The organism is Paraburkholderia sp. BL18I3N2 (assembly GCF_003001875.1).
Taxonomy (GTDB): Bacteria; Pseudomonadota; Gammaproteobacteria; order Burkholderiales; family Burkholderiaceae; genus Paraburkholderia; species Paraburkholderia phytofirmans.
This window is the reverse complement of record NZ_PVNC01000002.1, coordinates 49124-68998: the sequence shown is the minus strand read 5'-3', so window position 1 is coordinate 68998 and position 19875 is coordinate 49124. Positions and strand designations below refer to the sequence as shown.

The 19875-nt window shown below is 62.6% G+C and carries 20 protein-coding genes and 1 tRNA gene; 3 read left to right on the top strand and 18 right to left on the bottom strand.

Annotated elements, in window-relative coordinates:
* Positions 1–59: 59 nt before the first annotated feature.
* The 7 genes from pth to B0G75_RS06190 form a co-directional block, all read right to left on the bottom strand.
* Positions 60–662, bottom strand: coding sequence for an aminoacyl-tRNA hydrolase (gene pth, locus B0G75_RS06220; RefSeq protein WP_106302103.1), 603 nt, complete (start codon positions 660–662; stop codon positions 60–62).
* 150 nt (positions 663–812) lie between these two features.
* Positions 813–1436: a 50S ribosomal protein L25/general stress protein Ctc gene (locus tag B0G75_RS06215; RefSeq protein ID WP_106302100.1), complete on the bottom strand. Its 624-nt coding sequence runs from the start codon at positions 1434–1436 to the stop codon at positions 813–815.
* Between the two features lie 163 nt (positions 1437–1599).
* A complete protein-coding gene (locus tag B0G75_RS06210; RefSeq protein ID WP_012431648.1) occupies positions 1600–2556 on the bottom strand; it encodes a ribose-phosphate pyrophosphokinase in 957 nt (318 codons plus the stop codon).
* Positions 2557–2601: 45 nt separating this feature from the next.
* Positions 2602–2678: transfer RNA gene (locus tag B0G75_RS06205), tRNA-Gln, on the bottom strand.
* Between the two features lie 49 nt (positions 2679–2727).
* Positions 2728–3609: a 4-(cytidine 5'-diphospho)-2-C-methyl-D-erythritol kinase gene (gene ispE / locus B0G75_RS06200; protein ID WP_106302097.1), complete on the bottom strand. Its 882-nt coding sequence runs from the start codon at positions 3607–3609 to the stop codon at positions 2728–2730.
* Positions 3610–3687: 78 nt separating this feature from the next.
* Complete coding sequence (lolB, locus tag B0G75_RS06195) at positions 3688–4320, bottom strand: lipoprotein insertase outer membrane protein LolB (RefSeq protein WP_106302093.1); 633 nt, start codon at positions 4318–4320, stop codon at positions 3688–3690.
* A complete protein-coding gene (locus tag B0G75_RS06190; RefSeq protein ID WP_106302091.1) occupies positions 4320–6161 on the bottom strand; it encodes a tetratricopeptide repeat protein in 1842 nt (613 codons plus the stop codon). Before B0G75_RS06190 ends, lolB begins: the two co-directional genes overlap by 1 nt.
* Before the next feature lie 87 nt (positions 6162–6248).
* Between B0G75_RS06190 and mutM the strand changes: the two genes are divergently transcribed.
* Both mutM and mutY read left to right on the top strand, forming a co-directional pair.
* Positions 6249–7079 (top strand): bifunctional DNA-formamidopyrimidine glycosylase/DNA-(apurinic or apyrimidinic site) lyase, encoded by an 831-nt coding sequence (gene mutM, locus B0G75_RS06185; RefSeq protein WP_012431652.1) that lies wholly within the window; start codon positions 6249–6251, stop codon positions 7077–7079.
* 7 nt (positions 7080–7086) lie between these two features.
* Positions 7087–8214 carry an A/G-specific adenine glycosylase gene (mutY, locus tag B0G75_RS06180; RefSeq protein ID WP_181309184.1) on the top strand — a complete coding sequence of 376 codons (1128 nt, stop codon included), beginning with the start codon at positions 7087–7089 and terminating at the stop codon, positions 8212–8214.
* Positions 8215–8244: 30 nt separating this feature from the next.
* Here the strand turns inward: mutY and B0G75_RS06175 are convergent, their stop codons facing one another.
* The 11 genes from B0G75_RS06175 to kdsD all read right to left on the bottom strand — a co-directional run bounded on the left by B0G75_RS06175 (position 8245) and on the right by kdsD (position 17648).
* Positions 8245–8880, bottom strand: coding sequence for an LON peptidase substrate-binding domain-containing protein (locus tag B0G75_RS06175; protein WP_012431654.1), 636 nt, complete (start codon positions 8878–8880; stop codon positions 8245–8247).
* Positions 8881–8919: 39 nt separating this feature from the next.
* Positions 8920–9813 (bottom strand): RNase adapter RapZ, encoded by an 894-nt coding sequence (gene rapZ / locus B0G75_RS06170; protein ID WP_106302085.1) that lies wholly within the window; start codon positions 9811–9813, stop codon positions 8920–8922.
* A 97-nt stretch (positions 9814–9910) separates the two neighbouring features.
* Positions 9911–10879 (bottom strand): HPr(Ser) kinase/phosphatase, encoded by a 969-nt coding sequence (hprK, locus tag B0G75_RS06165; RefSeq protein ID WP_012431656.1) that lies wholly within the window; start codon positions 10877–10879, stop codon positions 9911–9913.
* Positions 10880–11006: 127 nt separating this feature from the next.
* Positions 11007–11522, bottom strand: a complete 516-nt coding sequence (locus B0G75_RS06160; protein WP_012431657.1) for a PTS sugar transporter subunit IIA — start codon at positions 11520–11522, stop codon at positions 11007–11009.
* 277 nt (positions 11523–11799) lie between these two features.
* Positions 11800–12156 carry a ribosome hibernation-promoting factor, HPF/YfiA family gene (gene hpf, locus B0G75_RS06155; protein WP_073429416.1) on the bottom strand — a complete coding sequence of 119 codons (357 nt, stop codon included), beginning with the start codon at positions 12154–12156 and terminating at the stop codon, positions 11800–11802.
* Positions 12157–12326: 170 nt separating this feature from the next.
* Entirely contained in the window at positions 12327–13838 is a 1512-nt protein-coding gene (locus B0G75_RS06150; RefSeq protein ID WP_106302082.1) for an RNA polymerase factor sigma-54, read from the bottom strand.
* A gap of 187 nt (positions 13839–14025) precedes the next feature.
* Positions 14026–14811, bottom strand: a complete 786-nt coding sequence (gene lptB / locus B0G75_RS06145) for an LPS export ABC transporter ATP-binding protein (protein WP_106302079.1) — start codon at positions 14809–14811, stop codon at positions 14026–14028.
* Entirely contained in the window at positions 14808–15479 is a 672-nt protein-coding gene (gene lptA / locus B0G75_RS06140) for a lipopolysaccharide transport periplasmic protein LptA (protein WP_106302076.1), read from the bottom strand. The genes lptB and lptA overlap by 4 nt, the downstream gene beginning before the upstream one ends.
* A 20-nt stretch (positions 15480–15499) precedes the next feature.
* Positions 15500–16108: an LPS export ABC transporter periplasmic protein LptC gene (lptC, locus tag B0G75_RS06135; RefSeq protein ID WP_012431662.1), complete on the bottom strand. Its 609-nt coding sequence runs from the start codon at positions 16106–16108 to the stop codon at positions 15500–15502.
* The gene (locus tag B0G75_RS06130) at positions 16105–16665 is read right to left on the bottom strand and encodes an HAD family hydrolase (protein ID WP_106302073.1); all 561 of its coding nucleotides are present in this window, start codon (positions 16663–16665) and stop codon (positions 16105–16107) included. Before B0G75_RS06130 ends, lptC begins: the two co-directional genes overlap by 4 nt.
* On the bottom strand, positions 16665–17648 hold the full coding sequence (gene kdsD / locus B0G75_RS06125) for an arabinose 5-phosphate isomerase KdsD (RefSeq protein ID WP_106302069.1): 984 nt from the start codon (positions 17646–17648) through the stop codon (positions 16665–16667). The genes B0G75_RS06130 and kdsD overlap by 1 nt, the downstream gene beginning before the upstream one ends.
* A 161-nt stretch (positions 17649–17809) precedes the next feature.
* On the opposite strand from kdsD, the gene B0G75_RS06120 reads away from it, so the two are divergent.
* A complete protein-coding gene (locus tag B0G75_RS06120) occupies positions 17810–19813 on the top strand; it encodes a monovalent cation:proton antiporter family protein (RefSeq protein ID WP_106303609.1) in 2004 nt (667 codons plus the stop codon).
* Positions 19814–19875: the final 62 nt, after the last annotated feature.

Here is a 19875-nt window from a genome sequence, read left to right as displayed (position 1 = left end):
TCCCAACAAGATAATTGCCGTCAATAGCGTTCCGGCAACCTGGGTTCGAGCTAGACAGTCTACGGATTGCGATGCAGTTGCATCATCGCGCGTTCCAGCTCGCCCTTGATGATTTGCGGCATGACGGCGAGCCCGCGCTCGATCGACGCATCGATCACGTCCTGCTCTTCCCGGCGCGGCGCTTTCAGCACGTAGTTGGCGACGTCGGGCTTGGCGCCGGCGCGCGCGCTCTCTGGAATCAGGTCCCGCGGATGGCCGATGCCGATCCGCAGCCGCCAATATTGCTGCGACGACAGATGCGCGGTGATGTCCTTCAGCCCGTTGTGGCCGCCGCTGCCGCCGCCGAGCTTCAGCTTGACGCTGCCGGGCGGCATGTCGAGCTCGTCGTGCGCGACCAGGATTTCGTCGGGGAGAATCTTGAAGAACTGCGCAACTGCCACGACCGATTGGCCCGAGCGGTTCATATACGTCTGCGGTTCCAGCAGATGGACTTCCTCGCCGTGAAGCCGCGCTTTGGCATAGAAGCCGTGGAAACGCCGCTCGTCGCGCAACGTGGTGCCTGCTTCGCGCGCCAGTTGATCGACCAGCCAGAAGCCGGCGTTGTGGCGCGTCGCGGTGTATTCGGCGCCCGGATTGCCGAGGCCGACGATCAGCTTGATCATGTTTGCGTAGGTCCGTCTGGCCTGGGAGCTGAACGCAGCCGGGCCGAAAAAAACCGAAAAAAAACCCGCCGGGGCGAACCTCGGCGGGTCACATCGACCGTTTCATTGAAACGGATCGAGAGGATTTCTTGCTCTTTGCCTGAGGCGCCCTTAAGCAGCCGGCGTTTCGCCTTCGCCTGCAGCAGCAGCGGCGTCGCCTTCAGCGATTGCGCCAGCCGGGATCGTTGCAGCAGCGACCACCGGGTTTTCTGCTTCGACGTGAGCAACCAGCGACACACCTGCCGGCAGCTTGATGTCTTTAGCGTGGACCGAGTGACCTGCTTCGATCGTCGCCAGATCAACTTCGAGGAATTCCGGCAGTGCCGACGGCAGGCACTCGATTTCGATTTCGTTGATGACGTGCGAGATCACCGCGCTCGACAGCTTCACTGCCGGGTTCGATTCCTGGTTCATGAAGTGCAGCGGCACCTTGGTGTGCAGCTTCTTCTTCGCGTCGACACGTTGGAAGTCCACGTGCAGCACGAGCTGACGGAACGGGTGGTATTGCACGTCGCGCAGCAGAACCTGTTGCGACTTGCCTGCCACTTCCAGATCGAGAATCGACGAGTGGAAAACTTCTTTCTTCAGCGCGTGCCACAGCGCGTTGTGGTCCAGTTCGACCAATTGCGTTTCAGCACCAGCGCCATATACGATGCCCGGGGTCTTGCCCGAGTTACGCAGGCGGCGGCTCGCACCCGTACCTTGCAAAGAACGCTCGAAAGCGACTACTTTCATTTTGAATCTCCAATGCACTGCCCGCGACCAGGCAGTAAAAACGGGGCCTCCAAGCCAGATGGCTGAGGCCCCAGAGCTGCGGCACGAACCTTCGTTCGTTCATGCCGATTGTGCAAAAGCGCAGTGTGCCGCGTAAAGCGGCGCGGCGCGCCTTCGCAAATACTTAACTTTCAGCGAACAGCGACATCACCGAATCGCCGCGGCGAATGCGCGAGAACGTTTCGGCAAGCAGGCCGGCACTGGTCAGCGAACGGATCTTCGCGCACGAGCGGGCTTCGTCACCGAGCGGGATCGTGTCCGTGACAACGAGTGCGTCGAGTGCGGAAGCGGCGATACGCTCGCCCGCGCCACCGGATAGCACCGGGTGCGTAGCGTACGCGAACACCTGCTTCGCGCCACGTTCCTTCAAAACTTGTGCTGCCTTGCAGAGCGTGCCGGCGGTGTCGACCATGTCGTCCATGATCACGCAGGTACGGCCTTCGACTTCACCGATGATGTTCATCACTTCGGCAACGTTCGCCTTCGGGCGGCGTTTGTCGATGATCGCGAGATCGCAATTCAGTTGCTTGGCCAAAGCCCGGGCCCGCACCACGCCGCCGACGTCCGGCGAAACGACCAGCAGGTTCTCGTAGTTCTGCTTGCGCAGATCGCCGAGCAGCACGGGCGTAGCGTAGATGTTGTCGACTGGAATGTCGAAGAAGCCTTGAATCTGGTCGGCGTGCAGATCCATGGTAATGATCCGCTCGACGCCGGCGATTTCCAGCATGTTCGCCACGATCTTTGCCGAGATGGCGACGCGCGCGGAACGCGGGCGACGATCCTGACGGGCATAACCGAAGTAGGGGATGGCTGCGGTGATCCGGCCGGCGGATGCGCGCTTGAGCGCATCGACCATGATCATCAGTTCCATCAGATTGTCGTTCGCCGGTGCGCACGTGGACTGCAGGACGAAGACATCCTTGCCACGCACGTTTTCCTGAATCTCGACTTGGATTTCACCGTCCGAGAAACGGCTAACCATTGCTTTGCCGAGGGGAATACCGAGGATTTTGACGACTTCCTGTGCAAGCGCGGGATTTGCGTTGCCAGTAAAAACCATCAGGCCGTCATGGCTGCTCATCGTGCACCTACTTCAGGCTGGGGGCGAGGGAAATGCGAGAATTTTTGGCAGGGGAGGAAGGAGTCGAACCTTCGAATGCCGGAATCAAAATCCGGTGCCTTAACCAACTTGGCGACTCCCCTACACTAACTTTGAGCCTCACCGAACGAGGAGCGTTCGACGATGCAAAACTTATGACGCGAAAGTAAAGAGTGGATGCTGATCGAGACTTGCAGTCACTGCGCTATTCCATTCGGCTGGCAGTTTGGCTTGCACCGCTTCTGCTTCAGCTTTACTACGAAATGCGGCAAAAACACTTGCACCTGATCCAGACATCCGCGCTGGCGCGACGTTTTCAAACCATCGCAACACTTGCGCTACTTCCGCGTATTTTCCTACGACAACCTGCTGCATGTCATTGCGGCCGAAACTTTCTGGCCATTCAGTGTTGCAGCTAAGTTCTGCAGGAAAGTCCGTAATTGTGAGGGGTTTTGAATCTCTTGTCAACGCTTTTTCAGAAAAAATCGCTGCAGTCGGAACATGAACCCTCGGCGTCACTACTAGGAAATGGCGCGGCGGCAATTGTACAACGTCTAAAGCTTCTCCGACACCCTGGGCGAACGCATTTTTTCCGAAAACAAAAAACGGCACATCGGCGCCAAGTTTCAAAGCCAGCGCCTGCAATTCGAGGCGCGGCAGATTGAGCTTCCACAAACGATTCAGCGCAAGCAGCGTCGTCGCAGCATCAGAGCTGCCGCCGCCAAGGCCGGCGCCCATCGGCAGACGCTTGTCGATTTCGATATCGACGCCCTCAGGCGAGCCCGTATGCGTTTTGAGCAGTGTCGCGGCGCGCACGGTCAGGTCGTGTTCCGGCGGCACGTCGGCGATTTCGGTGCTGCGCGTGATGAGTCCGTCGTCACGTCGCGTGAAGTGCAGCGTGTCGCCCCAGTCGAGCAACTGGAAGACCGTTTGCAGCGTGTGATAGCCATCCGGCCGGCGACCGGTAATGTGCAGGAAGAGGTTGAGTTTCGCTGGAGCGAGGCAATCGCGCAGCGAATCGGTCGTTTCAATCATGAGTCGAGGCTACATGCGCCAGATGGCGCCGAAGGAGCGGCAAGGTCGCGTGCGAAAAAGTGAGCTTGGCGGCGCGGGTTACTGGTCCAGCACGAGCTTGATGTCGAGCGGCGGTTCCGAGCGACTCAGGTTGACTCGCTTCACGCCGGTTGCCGGCGCGTCGGCATAAGCCAGATAGTCGATCGTCCAGCCGTCCTGTGTGATCTGCTTCAGCCGCGACGGTTGCTCGGGATCCTTCTCGGTCCTGGCGCGCGAAGTGGGCGCCGGCGACGGTTGCAGCCAATAGCGCAGCCCTTCGACCGGCAACGCGAAGCCGAGCGCATTCTGCATCAGCGTAGAGACGTTATCCGCGGTGAGCGGCTGGCGATTCGGCAGCTCCAGCGTTGCCGAAGCCGGCGACGACGTCACCACCGCCAGCGTCTGGCCGAGCGGGTTGCGCAACTGCAGGGTCACGGTGTCGCCGGTTTCCTGCCAGGTGAAGTTGCCGTAAGCGTTGCGCTGCTGGCCGTTCTGATCGTTGTACTGAACCGCGAAACGGCCCTGGTAAGCACGGCTCGTCTGCGCGGTGACGGAGGTCGCGGCATTCGACGTGGACGGCCCTTGCGGTTTGACCGATGCACAACCAGCCAAGGCGACCACCGCTGCCGCAGTGAAAGCGAGCGCCGCGCCACGCGGTGCCCGGGGAAAAGAAATCAGACGGGAAAGACGCATCAAAGATCGTTCACCTGAAGACGTTGGAGCGTTTTGACAAGCGTGTCGTTGTCCGGTTCGAGCTTGCGCGCATCGCGGAAAGCGGCGCGTGCCTGATCCTGATTACCGGTTTTCCACAATACTTCGCCGAGGTGCGCGCCGATTTCGGCGTTCGGCTGCATGTCGTACGCCTTGCGCAGCAGCTTGATTGCGTCGGAGGTATCGCCCATCCGGTATTTGACCCAGCCGACGCTGTCCATGATGAACGCGTCGTTCGGCGCCAATGAGGATGCCTTCTCGACCAGCTTGTCCGCTTCGGCGAGGCGCTGATTGCGATCAGCCAGCGAGTAGCCGAGCGCGTTGTACGCTTGGGGGTTGTCGGGCTGCGTCTGGATCAGCTTGCGCAACTGCGCTTCCATGACGTCGTAATGGCCGGTTTTTTCAGCGGACATCGCGTAGTCGTAGGTCAGATCGGGGTCGTCGGGAAATTGCGCCGTGGCTTGCTGCAGACGTGTCTCCGCCTCCGGGTAGCGCTTCGCGTCGAACAGGATCGCCGCGTCGGTGCGCATGATCAGCGCCTGGTCGCGCGGGTCCGGCGCCGGCAGGTTAGCCAGCAGCCTGCGTGCGTCGTCGGTCTTGCCCTGCTTGGCGAGCAATTGCGCGCGCGTGATCTGCGCCGGCACATACTGCTGGCTCGACGGCGAGATCTTGTTCAGCCAGTCGCTCGCGGCCGCGTCGTTCTTCTGTTCGAGAGACAGTTGTGCAAGGTAGATATACGCCTGGCCCGGATCGGCGCCCGGCGTTTTTTCGGCTTGCTGCGCGTACTGGGTCAGGTAGGCTTGCGCCTCGTTGAAATTCTTTTGCTGGATCTTGATCAGCGCGAGCGCCATGAGTGGCGTCAACTCGTTCGCGTTGTTCTTGTGCATGATCTCGAACTGCTTCTGCGCGTCGTCCAGACGGTCGCTCGCGAGATACATCTGCGCGAGCGCGAGACGCGCGTCATGCGATTTCGGATTCTGCTGCACGTACTTTTCGAGCGAAGCGATGCCTTCCTTGCGCTCTTCCGGGCCCATTTGCGCCAGCGTCAGCGCTGCCGGCAAATAGTCGGGCTTGAGCGCGAGTGCCTGTTCGAGCGATTTACGCGCGCCCGGCGCGTCGTCCGATACGAGTTGCTGACGTGCAATCGCCAGTTGCGCTTCCGGCCGGTTCATGTCGTTCTTGAGCAGATCCTGCAGCACGTGCAGGCCGCCGATCCGGTTCGGGCCACGCGAGAGCAGCAACTGCAGCGCCAGAATCGCGCTGCCGCGATTGTCGGCGGGCACCCGCGCGAGTTCGCGCGCGAGGATCGGCGCCGCGTCGTCAGGTTTGCCGGACAACACGAGCAGCGATGCGTCGAGTTGCGCGGCGCGTTCCGAGTTCGGCGCATACTGCTGCCACAATTGCGCGGCGGCCAAAGCGTCGGAGGGGCTCTGCGCGGCCAGCGCGATCTCGGTCGCGCGCTGCGCCATGCGCGGATCGTGCGTGTCGCGCGCGAGCGCAAGATAGGTCTGATAGGCGGGCGCCGGCTGGTCGCGCTGCAGCGCGACTTCGGCGGCGAGCACCTGGAATACGATCTGGCTCGTCAGCGCCACGCCGGGGAGGGACTTCTGGTCTTCCGCCGAGGCCGGGCCGAGCGGGTCCGGCATGGTGACAGAGGTGTCGTCCGAGTCCGGCGAGGGGTCCTGCGCGTGGGCGGGCACCGCAGCCAGCGCCCAGACCGCGAGCGCCGCCGCACCGAGCATCCGGCGAGCGGACACGGCGTGCGGTACGCGGAATGCGCTAGCCGGGCGCTTCAAAAACAGCTTCACGAAGGACAAGTTCATGGAAATCCGTTCAATGTTTCGGACGATTGTAACGCGCTCGCTACAATACGCGCACAACCACTCACGCAAGTTGCAGACCAGTTAGACATGCCAGAGTTGCCAGAAGTTGAGGTTACCCGACGGGGAATCGAACCGTATGTGTCCGGGCGCAAGGTTGAGCGCGTGGATGTGCGTACGCCCGCATTGCGCTGGCCGATTCCGGCCGACCTTGCGAAAACCTTGCGCGGCCACGTGGTGCGCAAGGTCGAGCGGCGCGGCAAGTATCTGTTGTTCGAGATCGACGCGGGCTGGTTCATCGTGCATCTTGGCATGACTGGGACGCTGCGGGTGCTGCGCCACGTGCCGCATCCGCCGGCCGCGGCGAAACACGATCACATCGACTGGATCTTCGACGAGTTCATTTTGCGCTATCGCGACCCGCGGCGCTTCGGCGCGGTGCTGTGGCATCCGCGCGAAGCCGGCGACGTGCTCGAGCATCCGCTGCTCGCGAGTCTCGGCGTCGAACCGTTTTCGCCCGCGTTCTCCGGCGCGCTGATGCACCGGCTCACGCGCGGGCGCAAAGTCTCGGTGAAGCAGGCGCTGCTGGCGGGTGAAATCGTGGTGGGCGTGGGCAATATCTACGCATCGGAGAGCCTGTTTCGCGCCGGCATCCGGCCGACCACCGCGGCGGGACGCGTCTCGCTCGTGCGCTACGAGCTGTTGGCGGACGCCGTGCGCGTGACGCTCGCCGCCGCTATCGAGAAGGGCGGCAGCACTTTGCGCGACTTCGTCGGCAGCAACGGCGAAAGCGGTTACTTCCAGCTCGACTATTTCGTCTATGATCGCGCCGGACTGCCATGCCGCGTGTGTGGAACGCCGATCAAACAGATCGTGCAAGGGCAGCGTTCAACGTATTTCTGTCCCACCTGCCAGCGCTAAATCGTCGATGCCTTCTCGCTTAACTCCGCGTTCCACTTCGTCCGCCGCGCCGCAAGCGGCTGCTTTTCCAGTCATGTCTGATTTTTCCGCGCGACTGATCGCGTGGCAGCGTCAGCATGGCCGGCATGATTTGCCGTGGCAGAACACGCGCGATCCGTATCGCATCTGGCTGTCGGAAATCATGCTGCAGCAGACGCAGGTGTCGACGGTGATTCCGTACTACGCGAAATTTCTCGCGCGTTTTCCGACCGTTGCCGCGCTCGCCGCCGCGCCGTCTGACGATGTGATGGCGTTGTGGGCCGGCCTTGGCTATTACACGCGAGCCCGCAATCTGCATCGCTGTGCGCAAGTCGTGATCGAGCAGCATGGTGGCGCGTTTCCGGCATCGGTCGAGGAACTGGCGGAATTGCCGGGCATCGGCCGCTCGACGGCGGCGGCGATCGCGTCCTTCGCGTTCGGGGCGCGCGCGACGATTCTCGACGGCAACGTGAAGCGTGTGCTGGCGCGCGTTTTCGGCGTCGAAGGTTTTCCCGGCGAAAAGAAAGTCGAGAACGCGATGTGGACGCTGGCGGAATCGCTGCTTCCGTCGAATGCATCGGATGCCGATGTCAGCGCGTACACGCAAGGCCTGATGGATCTCGGCGCGACGCTGTGCGTGCGCGGCAAGCCGGACTGCCTGCGCTGCCCGTTCGCCGCCGACTGCGTCGCCAACGTGACCGGACGTCAGCGCGTGCTGCCCACGGCGCGTCCGAAAAAGACCGTGCCGACGCGCCGCACATGGATGCTGGTGCTGCGCGACGGCAACGCGGTGATGTTGGAGAAGCGCCCGCCGTCGGGCATTTGGGGCGGCTTATGGAGCCTTCCCGAAGCTGCCGACGAAGCCGCGCTCGCCGAGCGTGCGCGCGCTTTCGGCGGCGACGGTGCGGTCTCGCCGCTCGCGCCGCTCACGCATGTGTTCACGCATTTCAAACTGGATATCGAGCCGCGGCTTGCGGAACTGGATCGTGGAGTCGGTGCTTTGGCCGCGCTGGGCGACGCCGACACCGCATGGGTCGCGCTCAGCGATCTCGATTCGTTCGGAGTGCCCGCGCCGGTGCGCAAACTGCTGGACGGGTTGCAGGGCTCGCTGATCTGATCAATCCGATAACAGCGCGGGCTTCCGCCTTTAAAGCAGTTGATGCTGCTGCATGTAGTGATGAACCACGTCGATTCGCGCGCCGGCGTCCTGCAATTCCATCAGTTTCTGGCGAGCACGCAGCGCGATCGGCAGCACTTCGGCAAGACGATTCGACACCCATGACGGATCTTCGAGCCTGAACGGTTCCGCGAACGGCAGGCTGTCCGGATCGCGCTCGCGAATCGTCGCGATGATCCGTTCGAGCACTTCCGCGCATGCGCCGAATTTGGCCAATTGCTCGTTGCCTTCGAGCGGCATGTCCTCGCCGAGCGGCTCCGCCATGCCGACCAGCAAACCGCTCGATTCGACGCGATGCGACAGCAGACGAAAACGCCGCGTGCCGCGCGCGCGAATCAGCAGCATGCCGAAGGCTTCGACATCGCACTCGTCGATTTCAGCGAGACAGCCGATTGCTTCGGGCACCGAAGGCTCTTCTGCACGCGCCACTTCCGCGCCGCTTTTCAGCAGGCACACGCCGAACGGCGTTTTTTCACGCAGGCAGTCGCGCGCCATGTCGAGGTAGCGCGCTTCGAAAATCTTCAGCGGCAGCAGTCCATCGGGAAACAGCACCGTATGCAGCGGAAACAGCGGCACATCGGCAAGCACAGTAGAAGTAGAAGACATGGCGCAACGCTTCGAGTTGAGGCCGCGCGATGCGGCCGGTTAAGCCACTAACTTCGATGATTCGCCGGCTTCGACCGGCGCATCGCGGTGCCGCACAATGACATTCGCCGACGATGCGAGACGCGCGGCGAGCGTCTCGGCAATGAACACCGAGCGGTGCTGGCCGCCCGTGCAACCGATTGCGACCGTCAGGTAACTGCGGTTGTCGTCGCGGAAATGCGGGAGCCATTTAACGAGAAATTTCTCGATGTCGTCGATCATTTCATGCACGACCGGCAGCGCATCGAGAAAATCGATCACCGGTTTGTCGAGGCCCGTGAGCGGCCTCAATTCATGATCGTAGTACGGGTTCGGCAAGGTGCGGACGTCGAACACGAAATCCGCGTCGAGCGGCACGCCGCGCTTGAAACCGAACGACTCGAACATCAGCACGAGTCCCGAATCTTTCTGCTCGATGAAGCGTTTGACCCACGCGCGCAGCACGTTCGCGCGCAGATTGCTGGTGTCGATCTGATGGCCGAATTCGGCCAGGCCCGCCACGAGTTCACGTTCGCGTTCGATCGCTTCGGCGAGCGAGGTGAGCAGGCCGACGTCGGCGTCGTGCGAAGTGGAGCCGGACAGCGGATGGCGCCGGCGCGTTTCGGAGAAGCGCTGAATCAGCGACTGCGTGCTCGCGTTCAGGAACAGCACGCGTACGTCGTGGGCACGCGAGAGGTCACGGATCATGGCGGGCATTTCGTCGAGCGAGGCGCTCGAGCGCGCGTCGATCGCGACCGCGAGGTGGTCTTGCCCGTCCTCGGCGAGATAGGAAGCCAGTTGCGGCAGGAAGCGCGGCGGCAAGTTGTCGACGCAGTAATAGCCTGCGTCTTCAAGCGCGTTCAGGGCAACTGATTTGCCGGAGCCGGATATACCGGTGATCAGGATTATGCGCATGGAGTCGTGAAAACCGTACAGTTCATCATAGCATCTGGTCCTCCTGCGCGTACCCGCGGCCTGCCGTCGGCTGCGGATACGGCATGGTCTTGCGGACTCAGATCAGTTTGCCGGGAAACTGGCTGTCGGGGTCTTGCATGGCGAGGCGCTGACGATCCATGAAGTCGCGCAGCGTGTCGATGCCGCGCAGTTGCAGAATCGTGTTGCGCACGGCGGCCTCGACCAGCACGGCGAGATTTCGGCCGGCCGCCACCTGAATCGTGACCTTGCTGATCGGCAGGCCGAGTACGTCGACTGTCTGACTTTCCAGCGGCAGGCGCTGGAATTCGCCATCGGGACGGCGGACCAGCTGCACGATCAGCTTGAGCTTCATTTTCCGGCGCACCGCGGTTTCACCGAAAATAGTCTTGATGTCGAGCAGGCCGAGGCCGCGCACTTCCAGCAGGTTTTGCAGCAGCGGCGGGCAGCGCCCTTCGACGAAGTCGGGACCGAGGCGCACGAAATCGACAGCGTCATCGGCAACGAGGCCGTGGCCGCGGCTGATCAGTTCCAGCCCGAGTTCGCTCTTGCCGAGGCCCGAGTCGCCGGTAAGCAGCACGCCCATGCCGAGGATGTCGAGAAACACGCCGTGCAGCGTGGCGCGCGGCGCGAGAATGCGCGACATGTAGAGGCGCAGGCTGTCGATCACCGCGGCGGCGGACATCGGCGTGGTGAATAGCGGCGTGGATGAACGCGTGCAGCGCAGGACCAGCTCCGGCGGCGCGGCGACGCCGCCCGCCACCACCAGAAACGGTGGTTCCAACGCGATCAGCTCGGCCATGTGGCGCGAGCGGTCTTCGTCGGTTTGGCGCTTGTAGTAGTCGATTTCGGCGTCGCCGAGCACCTGGATCCGGTTCGGGTGGATCAGGTTCAAGTGGCCGACGAGGTCGGCGCTCGACGTGGCATTGGCGACCGATTCCGAAGAAAAGCCGCGCTCCCAGCCTTCATGCCCCGTCAGCCAGCTGAGCTTCAGCATGGCGGCGTTATCGTCGAAAATGCTTTGGGCGTTGATGCTGGACGTATCCATGAGTCAGTGACTCCAGTGTGGGCCGCTTGCCGGACAAAGCAACGGCCGCGCTAGCGCGGGCCGCTTACCTTGTCAGACGGTATCCGCACGTGGGCGGATCACCGGCGTGCGGATAACCGCCGATGCATCAAGGTTGCCACTGAGTGAGCAGGCGATGCAATGATTCGCGGTCTTCTTCCGTATGCAGGCGCTCGCGGGCCTCGCGATCGGACAGCAACTGCGCGATTTCCGAAAGGATTTCGAGGTGCTGTTGAGTGGCCTGTTCGGGCACGAGCAGGAAGATGAGCAGCGAGACCGGCTGACCGTCGGGCGATTCGAAGGGAATGGGTTCGGCAAGACGGACGAACGCGGCGAGCGGCTGCTTCAAGCCTTTGATCCGGCCATGCGGAATCGCCACACCTTCACCAAGGCCAGTCGATCCGAGGCGCTCGCGCGCGAACAGATTGTCAGTGACCGTGCTACGGGCGATGCCGTTCTGGTTCTCGAAGATCAGGCCCGCTTGCTCGAACACACGTTTCTTGCTGGTGACCGATAGTCCGACGACGACGTTCTCGAGGGGAAGAAATTTGGCTAAACGATTCATGTTGACAGGCGAAAACGTGGCCTGGGTTCTCCTCGCTGGGGCGTTTGAGTGGCGTTCCATTCGTTTGATGCTCACGGCGACATGCGTTGGAGTCCGAAAGCGCAGGACTCCGGCACACCGATTTCCGCTTGAGCTTACCTGACCCCGATGGTAACCGGAACATTATAGAACAGGGTAGCCACGGATGGTGCGGCGCGCCATCAATGCGTATTGAGTTCTTTTGAAGCGTAGGTAGATGCTGCGACGCCGCGCGAGAAGCGGCTGCGGAAACAAAAAACCGCCCGGTTCCGGGCGGTTTCGCTGGCTAAGGGAAGTGAAGAACGCCTTCGCGTTTCCCTTATTGCGGCGGCACGTCTAGCAGCGGCGCCGGTTGATACTTGATCGCCTCATGCGCATGGCCTTGCAGACGATCCTTATGGCGAATGACTTGCCGGTCAAGCTTGTCGATCATCAGATCGATCGCAGCGTACAGGTCGCTGTCACAGCTCTCGACAAAGATGTCCTTGCCCTTGAGATGCAGGTTGATTTCAACCTTTTGACGCTTTTCCTTTTCCTTGTGGTTGTCGACCGAGAGGACCACACTGCCGTCGATGACCTGATCGAAATGTCTTAGCACCCTATCCAGTTTGGTGATCACGTATTCGCGCAACGCAGGCGTTACTTCGAGGTGGTGTCCACTGATCTGCAGATTCATAGTGCTTCTCCAAGCTAATGGCCGCTTGGTCCGCACGATGACGAAGGTCCGGTCGATCTGTCGGCTTGCCTGAGTCGTCCCCCGGTGACTGACTTCTGGCAGGTCGCATCGGCCGGCCTGTCCGCCAACTGCGGAGCGGCCGGTAAATGCCCGCCACGGAAGGCGACGGGCTACAGAGACTTGCGCAGGTTGACTGCCGGAATCTTGAGCGCTTCACGGTATTTCGCAACGGTGCGCCGTGCGACCACGAAGCCCTGTTCTGCCAGCAGTTCGGCTATGCGACTGTCCGAAAGAGGAGATTTCGGGTTTTCCGCTCCTATCAGTTGCTTGATGAGCGCGCGGATCGCCGTTGAAGACGCCGCGCCGCCCGTGTCAGTCGAAACGTGTGATCCGAAGAAGTACTTAAATTCAAGCGTCCCGAATGGGGTCAGCATGTATTTACCGGTTGTCACACGCGAGACAGTTGACTCGTGTAGGCCCAGCGTATCAGCAATTTCCCGCAAAACCAAGGGGCGCATGGCAATTTCGCCGTGGACAAAAAAGCTCTTCTGACGTTCCACAATTGCCTGCGCCACGCGCAGAATCGTCTCGAAACGCTGCTGGATATTTTTGATCAGCCAGCGCGCTTCCTGCAGTTGCTGGCGCAACGAACCGCTGCCCGGATCGCCCCGGTTATTGCGCAGAATATTCGCGTACAGATGGTTAATACGCAGCTTCGGCACCACTTCCGGATTCAGCTCGGCCTGCCAGCCCTGTGCTGTTTTGCGCACCATGATGTCCGGCACGACATAGTCCGCTTCGGCCTTGCCATAGGCGGCGCCGGGGAACGGTTCGAGCGAGCGGATCAGTACGTGCGCATCGCGCAGATCGTCGTCGTTGGCCTTCAGATGCTTGCGCAGACGCGTGAAATCGCGCGCCGCCAGCAGTTCCAGATGGTGGGCGACGATGTCCAGCGCGAGCGTGCGCGTAGGTGAGGCATCGAGTCGCAGCAATTGCAGCTTGAGACATTCCGACGCGGAGCGCGCACCGACCCCGGCCGGGTCGAAGCTATGCAGCAGCGCAAGCGCGGCGTTCATTTCGTCGAGGTCGACTTCGAGTTCTTCGGGCAGATCGGCCAGCACTTCTTCGAGCGTGGCGGCCAGGTAGCCGTCGTCGTCGAGCGATTCGATCAGAAAGGTGATCAGCGCCCGGTCGCGCTGGCCCGCCTGGGTGACGCGCAATTGCGCCATCAGGTGGTCGCGCAGCGAGGTGCTCGATTCATGGATTTGCAGCGGCGGCAGATCGTCGTCGTCCGAGGCGTTGCCGGAGCGGCCGTAGTCGTCGAGATTCCATTGCGACGCGTCGCCATTGCCGTCGCCCGCGAGGCCGTTGTATTCGTCGACGCCCTGCGGCTCGCCGTTCTCGGCGCGCTCGCTGCTGGACGAGGACGACGTATTGCCGCCCATCTGGTCCGGCGGCGCGGAAGAGTTGGGCGCCTGCGCGATCAGCGAGCCGTCGGCCGCTACGCGCAACGGGCTCGCGATCCAGTCGTCCTCGTTTTCGAGGAGCGGATTCTGCGAGATCGCCATTGCGACTTCTTGCTGCAATTCGAGCGTAGACAGCTGAAGCAGCCGGATGGACTGCTGCAGTTGCGGCGTCAGCGCAAGATGCTGCGATAGGCGGAGTTGGAGGCTGGCTTTCATGGCAAGTTGAGATTCATTGTAGAGAGTTTGCCACGACCGCGATACCTTGCGACATTCGCAATTACGCGTGCGCCTGTTTTAGGCGGCGACGGGCGCAAAACGGCCCGGGTCAAAAATGCGGATGTGCGGTTGCCGCATGGAGGGGCCGGCGGGTGCGCGCTGGCACTGCCGGTAATCCCTCATGCGCTTACATGCGGAAGTGCTCGCCCAGATAGACGCGCCGCACGCTTTCGTTTTCGATGATGTCGCTCGGCGCGCCGGCGGCCAGCACGCTGCCGTCGCTGATGATGTACGCGTGATCGCAGATGCCGAGCGTTTCACGCACGTTGTGGTCGGTGATCAGCACGCCGATATTGCGCTGCTTCAGAAATTTAACGATCTTCTGAATTTCCAGCACGGCGATCGGGTCGACGCCCGCGAACGGTTCGTCGAGCAGAATAAAGCTCGGATTGGTAGCCAGCGCCCGGGCGATTTCAACCCGGCGACGCTCGCCGCCCGACAACGATAGCGCCGGATTTTCGCGCAAGTGCGCGATCTGCAACTCGTCGAGCAAGGCTTCCGTGCGGTTCGTGATGGCGTCCTTGCTGAGCCGCTTGCCGTTGTCTTCGTGCTGCAATTCCAGCACCGCGCGAATGTTTTCTTCGACGCTCAGCTTGCGGAACACCGAAGCTTCCTGCGGCAGATACGACAAACCCAGCGAAGCGCGCTTATGAATCGGCAGCAGGCTGATCGACTTGCCGTCCAGATCGATCTCGCCCGCGTCGAGCGGCACGAGGCCGACGATCATATAAAACGAAGTGGTCTTGCCCGCGCCGTTGGGGCCGAGCAGACCGACCACTTCGCCGCTTTTCACGTCGAGCGACACGTCTTTGACGACCGTGCGCGAGCCGTAACGCTTCTTCAGGTTGCGCACCACCAGCGAACTGCTGGTGCCGGCCGGCTTGCGATTGGGGAGGGACGCTGACGTGCTCACTGGTTCGGGGCTCCCTGGATCGTCGTGGCCGGCGCGAGCGTGGCCGACGCGCCGTTCAGCGGCGCTGCGCCGCCGTTACGCGGCGACAGCATGGCGCGCACGCGGCCGGTCGGATTGCCCGGGCCGGCGACGTCCTTGCCTGCCTTCGCGGTATAGAAGTCGTTCTGGCCGTCATACGTAATGACGCTGCCGTGCACCTGGTCCATTACCGTGGAGAGGCCTTGCAGGCGTTTTACGGTGGCGTTGGTGGTAAGCGTGGTCAGATCCTGCTTGCCGTCGTAGTCGATCCGCACGGCCGTGCCTTCGATATATTCGTCGAGGCCCTCGCGCTTCTGGCGGAAATACGACAGATTGCCGCCACTCGAGGTGCCGGTGGCGTATTGATAGCCCTGCGGGTCTTGCGTCACTTCGACACGGTCGGCCTTGATCACGATCGTGCCTTTGGTGGCGACCACATGGCCGGTGAAGATGTTGACCTGCTTCAGGTCGTCGTAAGTCATGTTGTCCGCTTCGATGTTCAGCGGCTTGTCCTTGTCGGCACGGTCGGCATGCGCGAGCGGCGCGAAGCCGGCGAGCGGCAACGCGACGACGAGCGCAGCGAGTCCGGCGCGCCACGCGGACAGGGTGCGCGAGCGGCCGGTATCAAAACGGGGGAACGATTCGTTCATGCAGTCACGCCTGGAATGGATTACCCGGGTTGCTTGGGCGAGCTGCCGCCTGCTTCGGACGGGGCGATGTTGCCTTTCACGTTGCCGAACAGCTGCATCACCCGGGTGACGTTGTTGTAGTTCATGCCGCTGGCAGTCATCACCGACATGCCGCGCTGAAGTTTAACCGGCTTTTCAGTCTCGATCACATCGTCGTTGACCAGCACCCTAAAATGCTGCGAATCCGCTTGCATCTGCGGATCCCCGTAGCCGGGCGCCCGCACGATGCGCGCGTTGTCGTACAGATCGACGATCGACGCGTCGCCGTTCACCTTGCCGGTGTCCCCGGTTGCGGTGACGATCGGCTTGCCCGGCTGGAACGCGCGCATGGCCGGTTTGACCAGGTCGCTCAGTTCGTCGTCTTCGTAGTGGATCAGCGACTGGGCGGTCAGCCGGTACTGGGTCGAGCCCGACTGATCGAGTTCGGAAACCGAGAAGTTGTCGGCGAAGTAGTCCGGCGTGTGCTCCTTGGGGCGCACCACGCCTTCGTTCTGGCGGGGCAGGGTGGCTTGCAGCAGCCACCACGTGATACCGGCGAGCGCAGCCATGGCGACCAGCGGAATCAGGGACGTCAGGCGAAACTGGTTCATCCGACGAGGCCCCGCTGTTCGCCGCTACAGGCGGCCGCGAGCAGCGCTTCGTATTTGTGTTGCGCGCGCAGCAGCGTATCGACGACTTCACGCGCCGCGCCGTGGCCGCCGCGCGCCTCGCTGACCCAGTGGGCGCGCGCGATCACTTCAGGATGCGAGTTGGCCGGCGCGGCCGCGAAGCCGACCTTCAGCATCACGGCGAGATCGACCCAGTCGTCGCCCATGTAGCCGCATTCTTCGGCCGTCAGGCCGGTTTGCTGCAACAGGTCCGCGAACGCCTGAGGTTTGTCCTGCACGCCCTGATAGACGTGCGTGACGTTCATCTCCTTGGCCCGTACCGCGACGATGCCCGACTTGCGCCCGGTAATGATCGCCGTCTCGATGCCGGCTTCGCGCAGCAGCTTCATGCCGTGGCCGTCCATCGAATTGAAGCCCTTCATCGTGTCGCCTTCCGCCGTGAACAGCAGACCGCCGTCGGTCAGCACGCCGTCGACGTCGAAAATCATCAGCTTGACGCGGCTTGCGCGTTCGGTCGCGGTGGGCGGAGCAATGGCCATCAGATCACCTTCTTCGAGAACAGGTCGTGCATGTTGAGTGCGCCGATCAGCTTGCCTGCTTCGTCGACGACCAGCATCTGATTGATGCGGTAGCGCTCCATCAGTTCCACGGCTTCGACCGCGAGTTGATCCGGACCGATGGTGCGCGGGCCCGCCGTCATGACCGAGGCGATCGACAGTTCGCGGAAATCGCCGTCGCGTTCGAGCACGCGGCGCAAGTCGCCGTCGGTGAAGATGCCGGCGACGCGGTCCTCGTGATCGACGATCGCGGTCATGCCCATGCGCTTGGCGGTCAATTGAAACAGCGCGTCGCGCACGGTGGCGTCGGGCGTGACCTTCGGCACCTGGTCGCCGGTGCGCATCACGTCGCGCACATAAGTGAGCAGGCGCCGTCCGAGCGCGCCGCCCGGATGCGAGCGCGCGAAGTCGTCGCGGCCGAAGCCGCGCGCGTCGAGCACCGCGACCGCGAGCGCGTCGCCGAGCGCGAGCGCGGCGGTGGTGCTGGCGGTAGGCGCAAGATTCATCGGGCAGGCTTCTTTCGACACACCGGAATTCAGGTGCACGTCGGCCAGTTGTGCGAGACTCGATGACGGACGGCCCGTCATGGCAATCAGCTTCGCGCCGAGCCGCTTGATGAGCGGCAGGATCGCCACGAGTTCTTCGGTTTCACCGGAATTGGACAGCGCGAGGAACACGTCGTCGGCGGTGACCATGCCGAGGTCGCCGTGGCTGGCTTCAGCGGGATGCACGAAGAACGCCGGCGTGCCGGTGCTGGCGAGCGTGGCCGCGAGCTTGCGGGCCACGTGGCCGGATTTGCCGATGCCGGAAACGACAACGCGCCCGCGGCAACCCAGGATGAAGTCGACCGCCCCGACGAAACCATCGTCGAGTTGATCGCGAAGCGCGCGCACGGCGTCCGCTTCGATGTCGAGCACGTCGCGAGCGAGCGCGAGTGCCCGGTCGCCATTGATTTTCGCTATCATTCGCGAAGTATAGCAAAGGCGCCTGTTCGCCGCGCCGGGCCTGCTGTGCCAAGCCGCTGTCTCTCTCGCTGCCTTTAACGGCCCCTCAACCTTGTCGCACGGCGCTTTGCGTGCGCGGTTCCGCTGACGAACGAGGACGCTTTGCCGATGCGTTTTTGCCGATGATTTCCCCCCTCGAAATGACGCTGTTCCTGCTGCTCGCATCGGTGGCAGGCGTGGTGGTGTTTCGCTTTCTGAATCTTCCGCCGATGCTCGGCTATCTGACGGTGGGCATCGTCGTCGGTCCGCATGCGTTCGGTCTGATTCCCGACTCGGCGGGCGCGCAGAACCTCGCCGAGTTCGGCGTGGTGTTCCTGATGTTTTCGATCGGGCTGGAGTTCTCGCTCGCCAAGCTGCGCTCCATGCGCCGGCTCGTGTTCGGCCTCGGCCTGTTGCAGGTGATCGGCACGATCGCCGTGGCGGTCTCGCTCGGTTTCGCGCTGGAGCGCTGGGTGCACATTCGGTGGCAAGCGAGCGTGGCGCTGGGCGGCGCGCTCGCCATGTCGTCGACGGCGATCGTCAGCAAGATGCTGGCGGAGCGGCTCGAGATCGAGACCGAGCATGGCCGCAATATCTTCGGCGTGCTGCTGTTTCAGGATCTGGCAGTGGTGCCGCTCCTCATCATCATCGCGGCTCTGGGCGGCAACTCCGAAGATCTCGTCAGCTCGCTCGGCGTGGCGGCCATCAAGATCGTCGTGGCGTTGTCGCTGCTATTGATCGTGGGCCAGCGCTTCATGACGCGCTGGTTCAACGTGGTGGCGCGGCGCCGTTCGCAGGAACTGTTCATTCTCAATCTGTTGCTGGTGACGCTGGGTTGCGCGTTCATCACGGACAAGTTCGGTTTGTCGCTCGCGCTCGGCGCGTTCATCGCCGGTATGCTGATCGCCGAGACGCCGTACCGGCATCAGGTGGAAGAGGACATCAAGCCGTTTCGCGACGTGCTGCTCGGGCTCTTCTTCATCACCACCGGCATGCTGCTCAATCCGCGGGTGATCTGGGAGCATCCGCTGATCGTGCTCGGCTTTCTGGTCGGCCCGATTCTGCTGAAGGCGATCATGGTCACGGGCCTTTCGCGTCTGTTCGGCGCGTCGCCGGGCGTCGCGATGCGCACCGGTATCGGCCTCGCGCAAGCGGGCGAGTTCGGCTTCGTGCTGCTGAATCTGATTCTCGACAAACATCTCGTCGACGCCACCATGCTGCAGGCGATTCTCGCGGCTATGCTGCTGTCGATGCTGGCCGCGCCGTTCATGATCCAGAACGCGGACCGGATCGTGCTGCGGCTGTCGTCGACTGAATGGATGATGCAGTCGTTGCAGATGACGCGCATCGCCACGCAGAGCCTCAAACAAAGCGGCCACGTGATCATTTGCGGCTACGGCCGGGCCGGGCAGAATCTGGCGCGCATGCTGGAGCACGAAGGTTTGTCGTACGTCGCGCTCGACCTGGATCCCGATCGTGTCGCGGCGGCTGCGGCTGCGGGTGAATCGGTCGTGTTCGGCGATGCCGGACGGCGCGAGTCGCTGCTTGCAGCCGGTATCCATCGTGCGGCGACGATTGCGATCACCTATGCGAATACGCCGTCGGCATTGCGCGTGCTGCACAACATCCACGAACTGGAGCCGACGCTGCCGGTGATCGTTCGTACCGTGGATGACGCCGATCTGGAGAAGCTGCTGGCAGCGGGCGCGACCGAGGTGATTCCGGAAATCGTCGAAGGCAGTCTGATGCTCGCCTCGCACACGCTGGTGGTGATGGGCGTGCCGATGCGGCGCGTGGTGCGCCGCGTGGAAGAGATGCGCGATGAACGCTACGCGCTGCTGCGCGGCTATTTCCACGGCGCCGACGACGTGGACGACGACGACGGCCACGAACAGGTGCGGCTACAATCTGTGCCGGTCGACGAAAACGCGGACGCGGTGGGCCGTACGCTCGCGGAACTCGGTCTGTTCGACGTGGGCGTCGAAGTGACGGCGATTCGCCGGCACGGCATTCGCGGCGTCGAACCGGATCCGTCCACCAAGCTGCGCGCGAGCGACATCGTGGTGCTGCGCGGTCTGCCCGAACAGTTGGCGGAGGCCGAGGAACGGCTCTCGAAGCACCGGCGCGCGGGCGCCGCCGCGGCCTGAAATTTGCGCTCCATGCCTGGTCAGGCGAGCCTGCCGGGCCGCCGCTCCTTTAGTTTTTCATC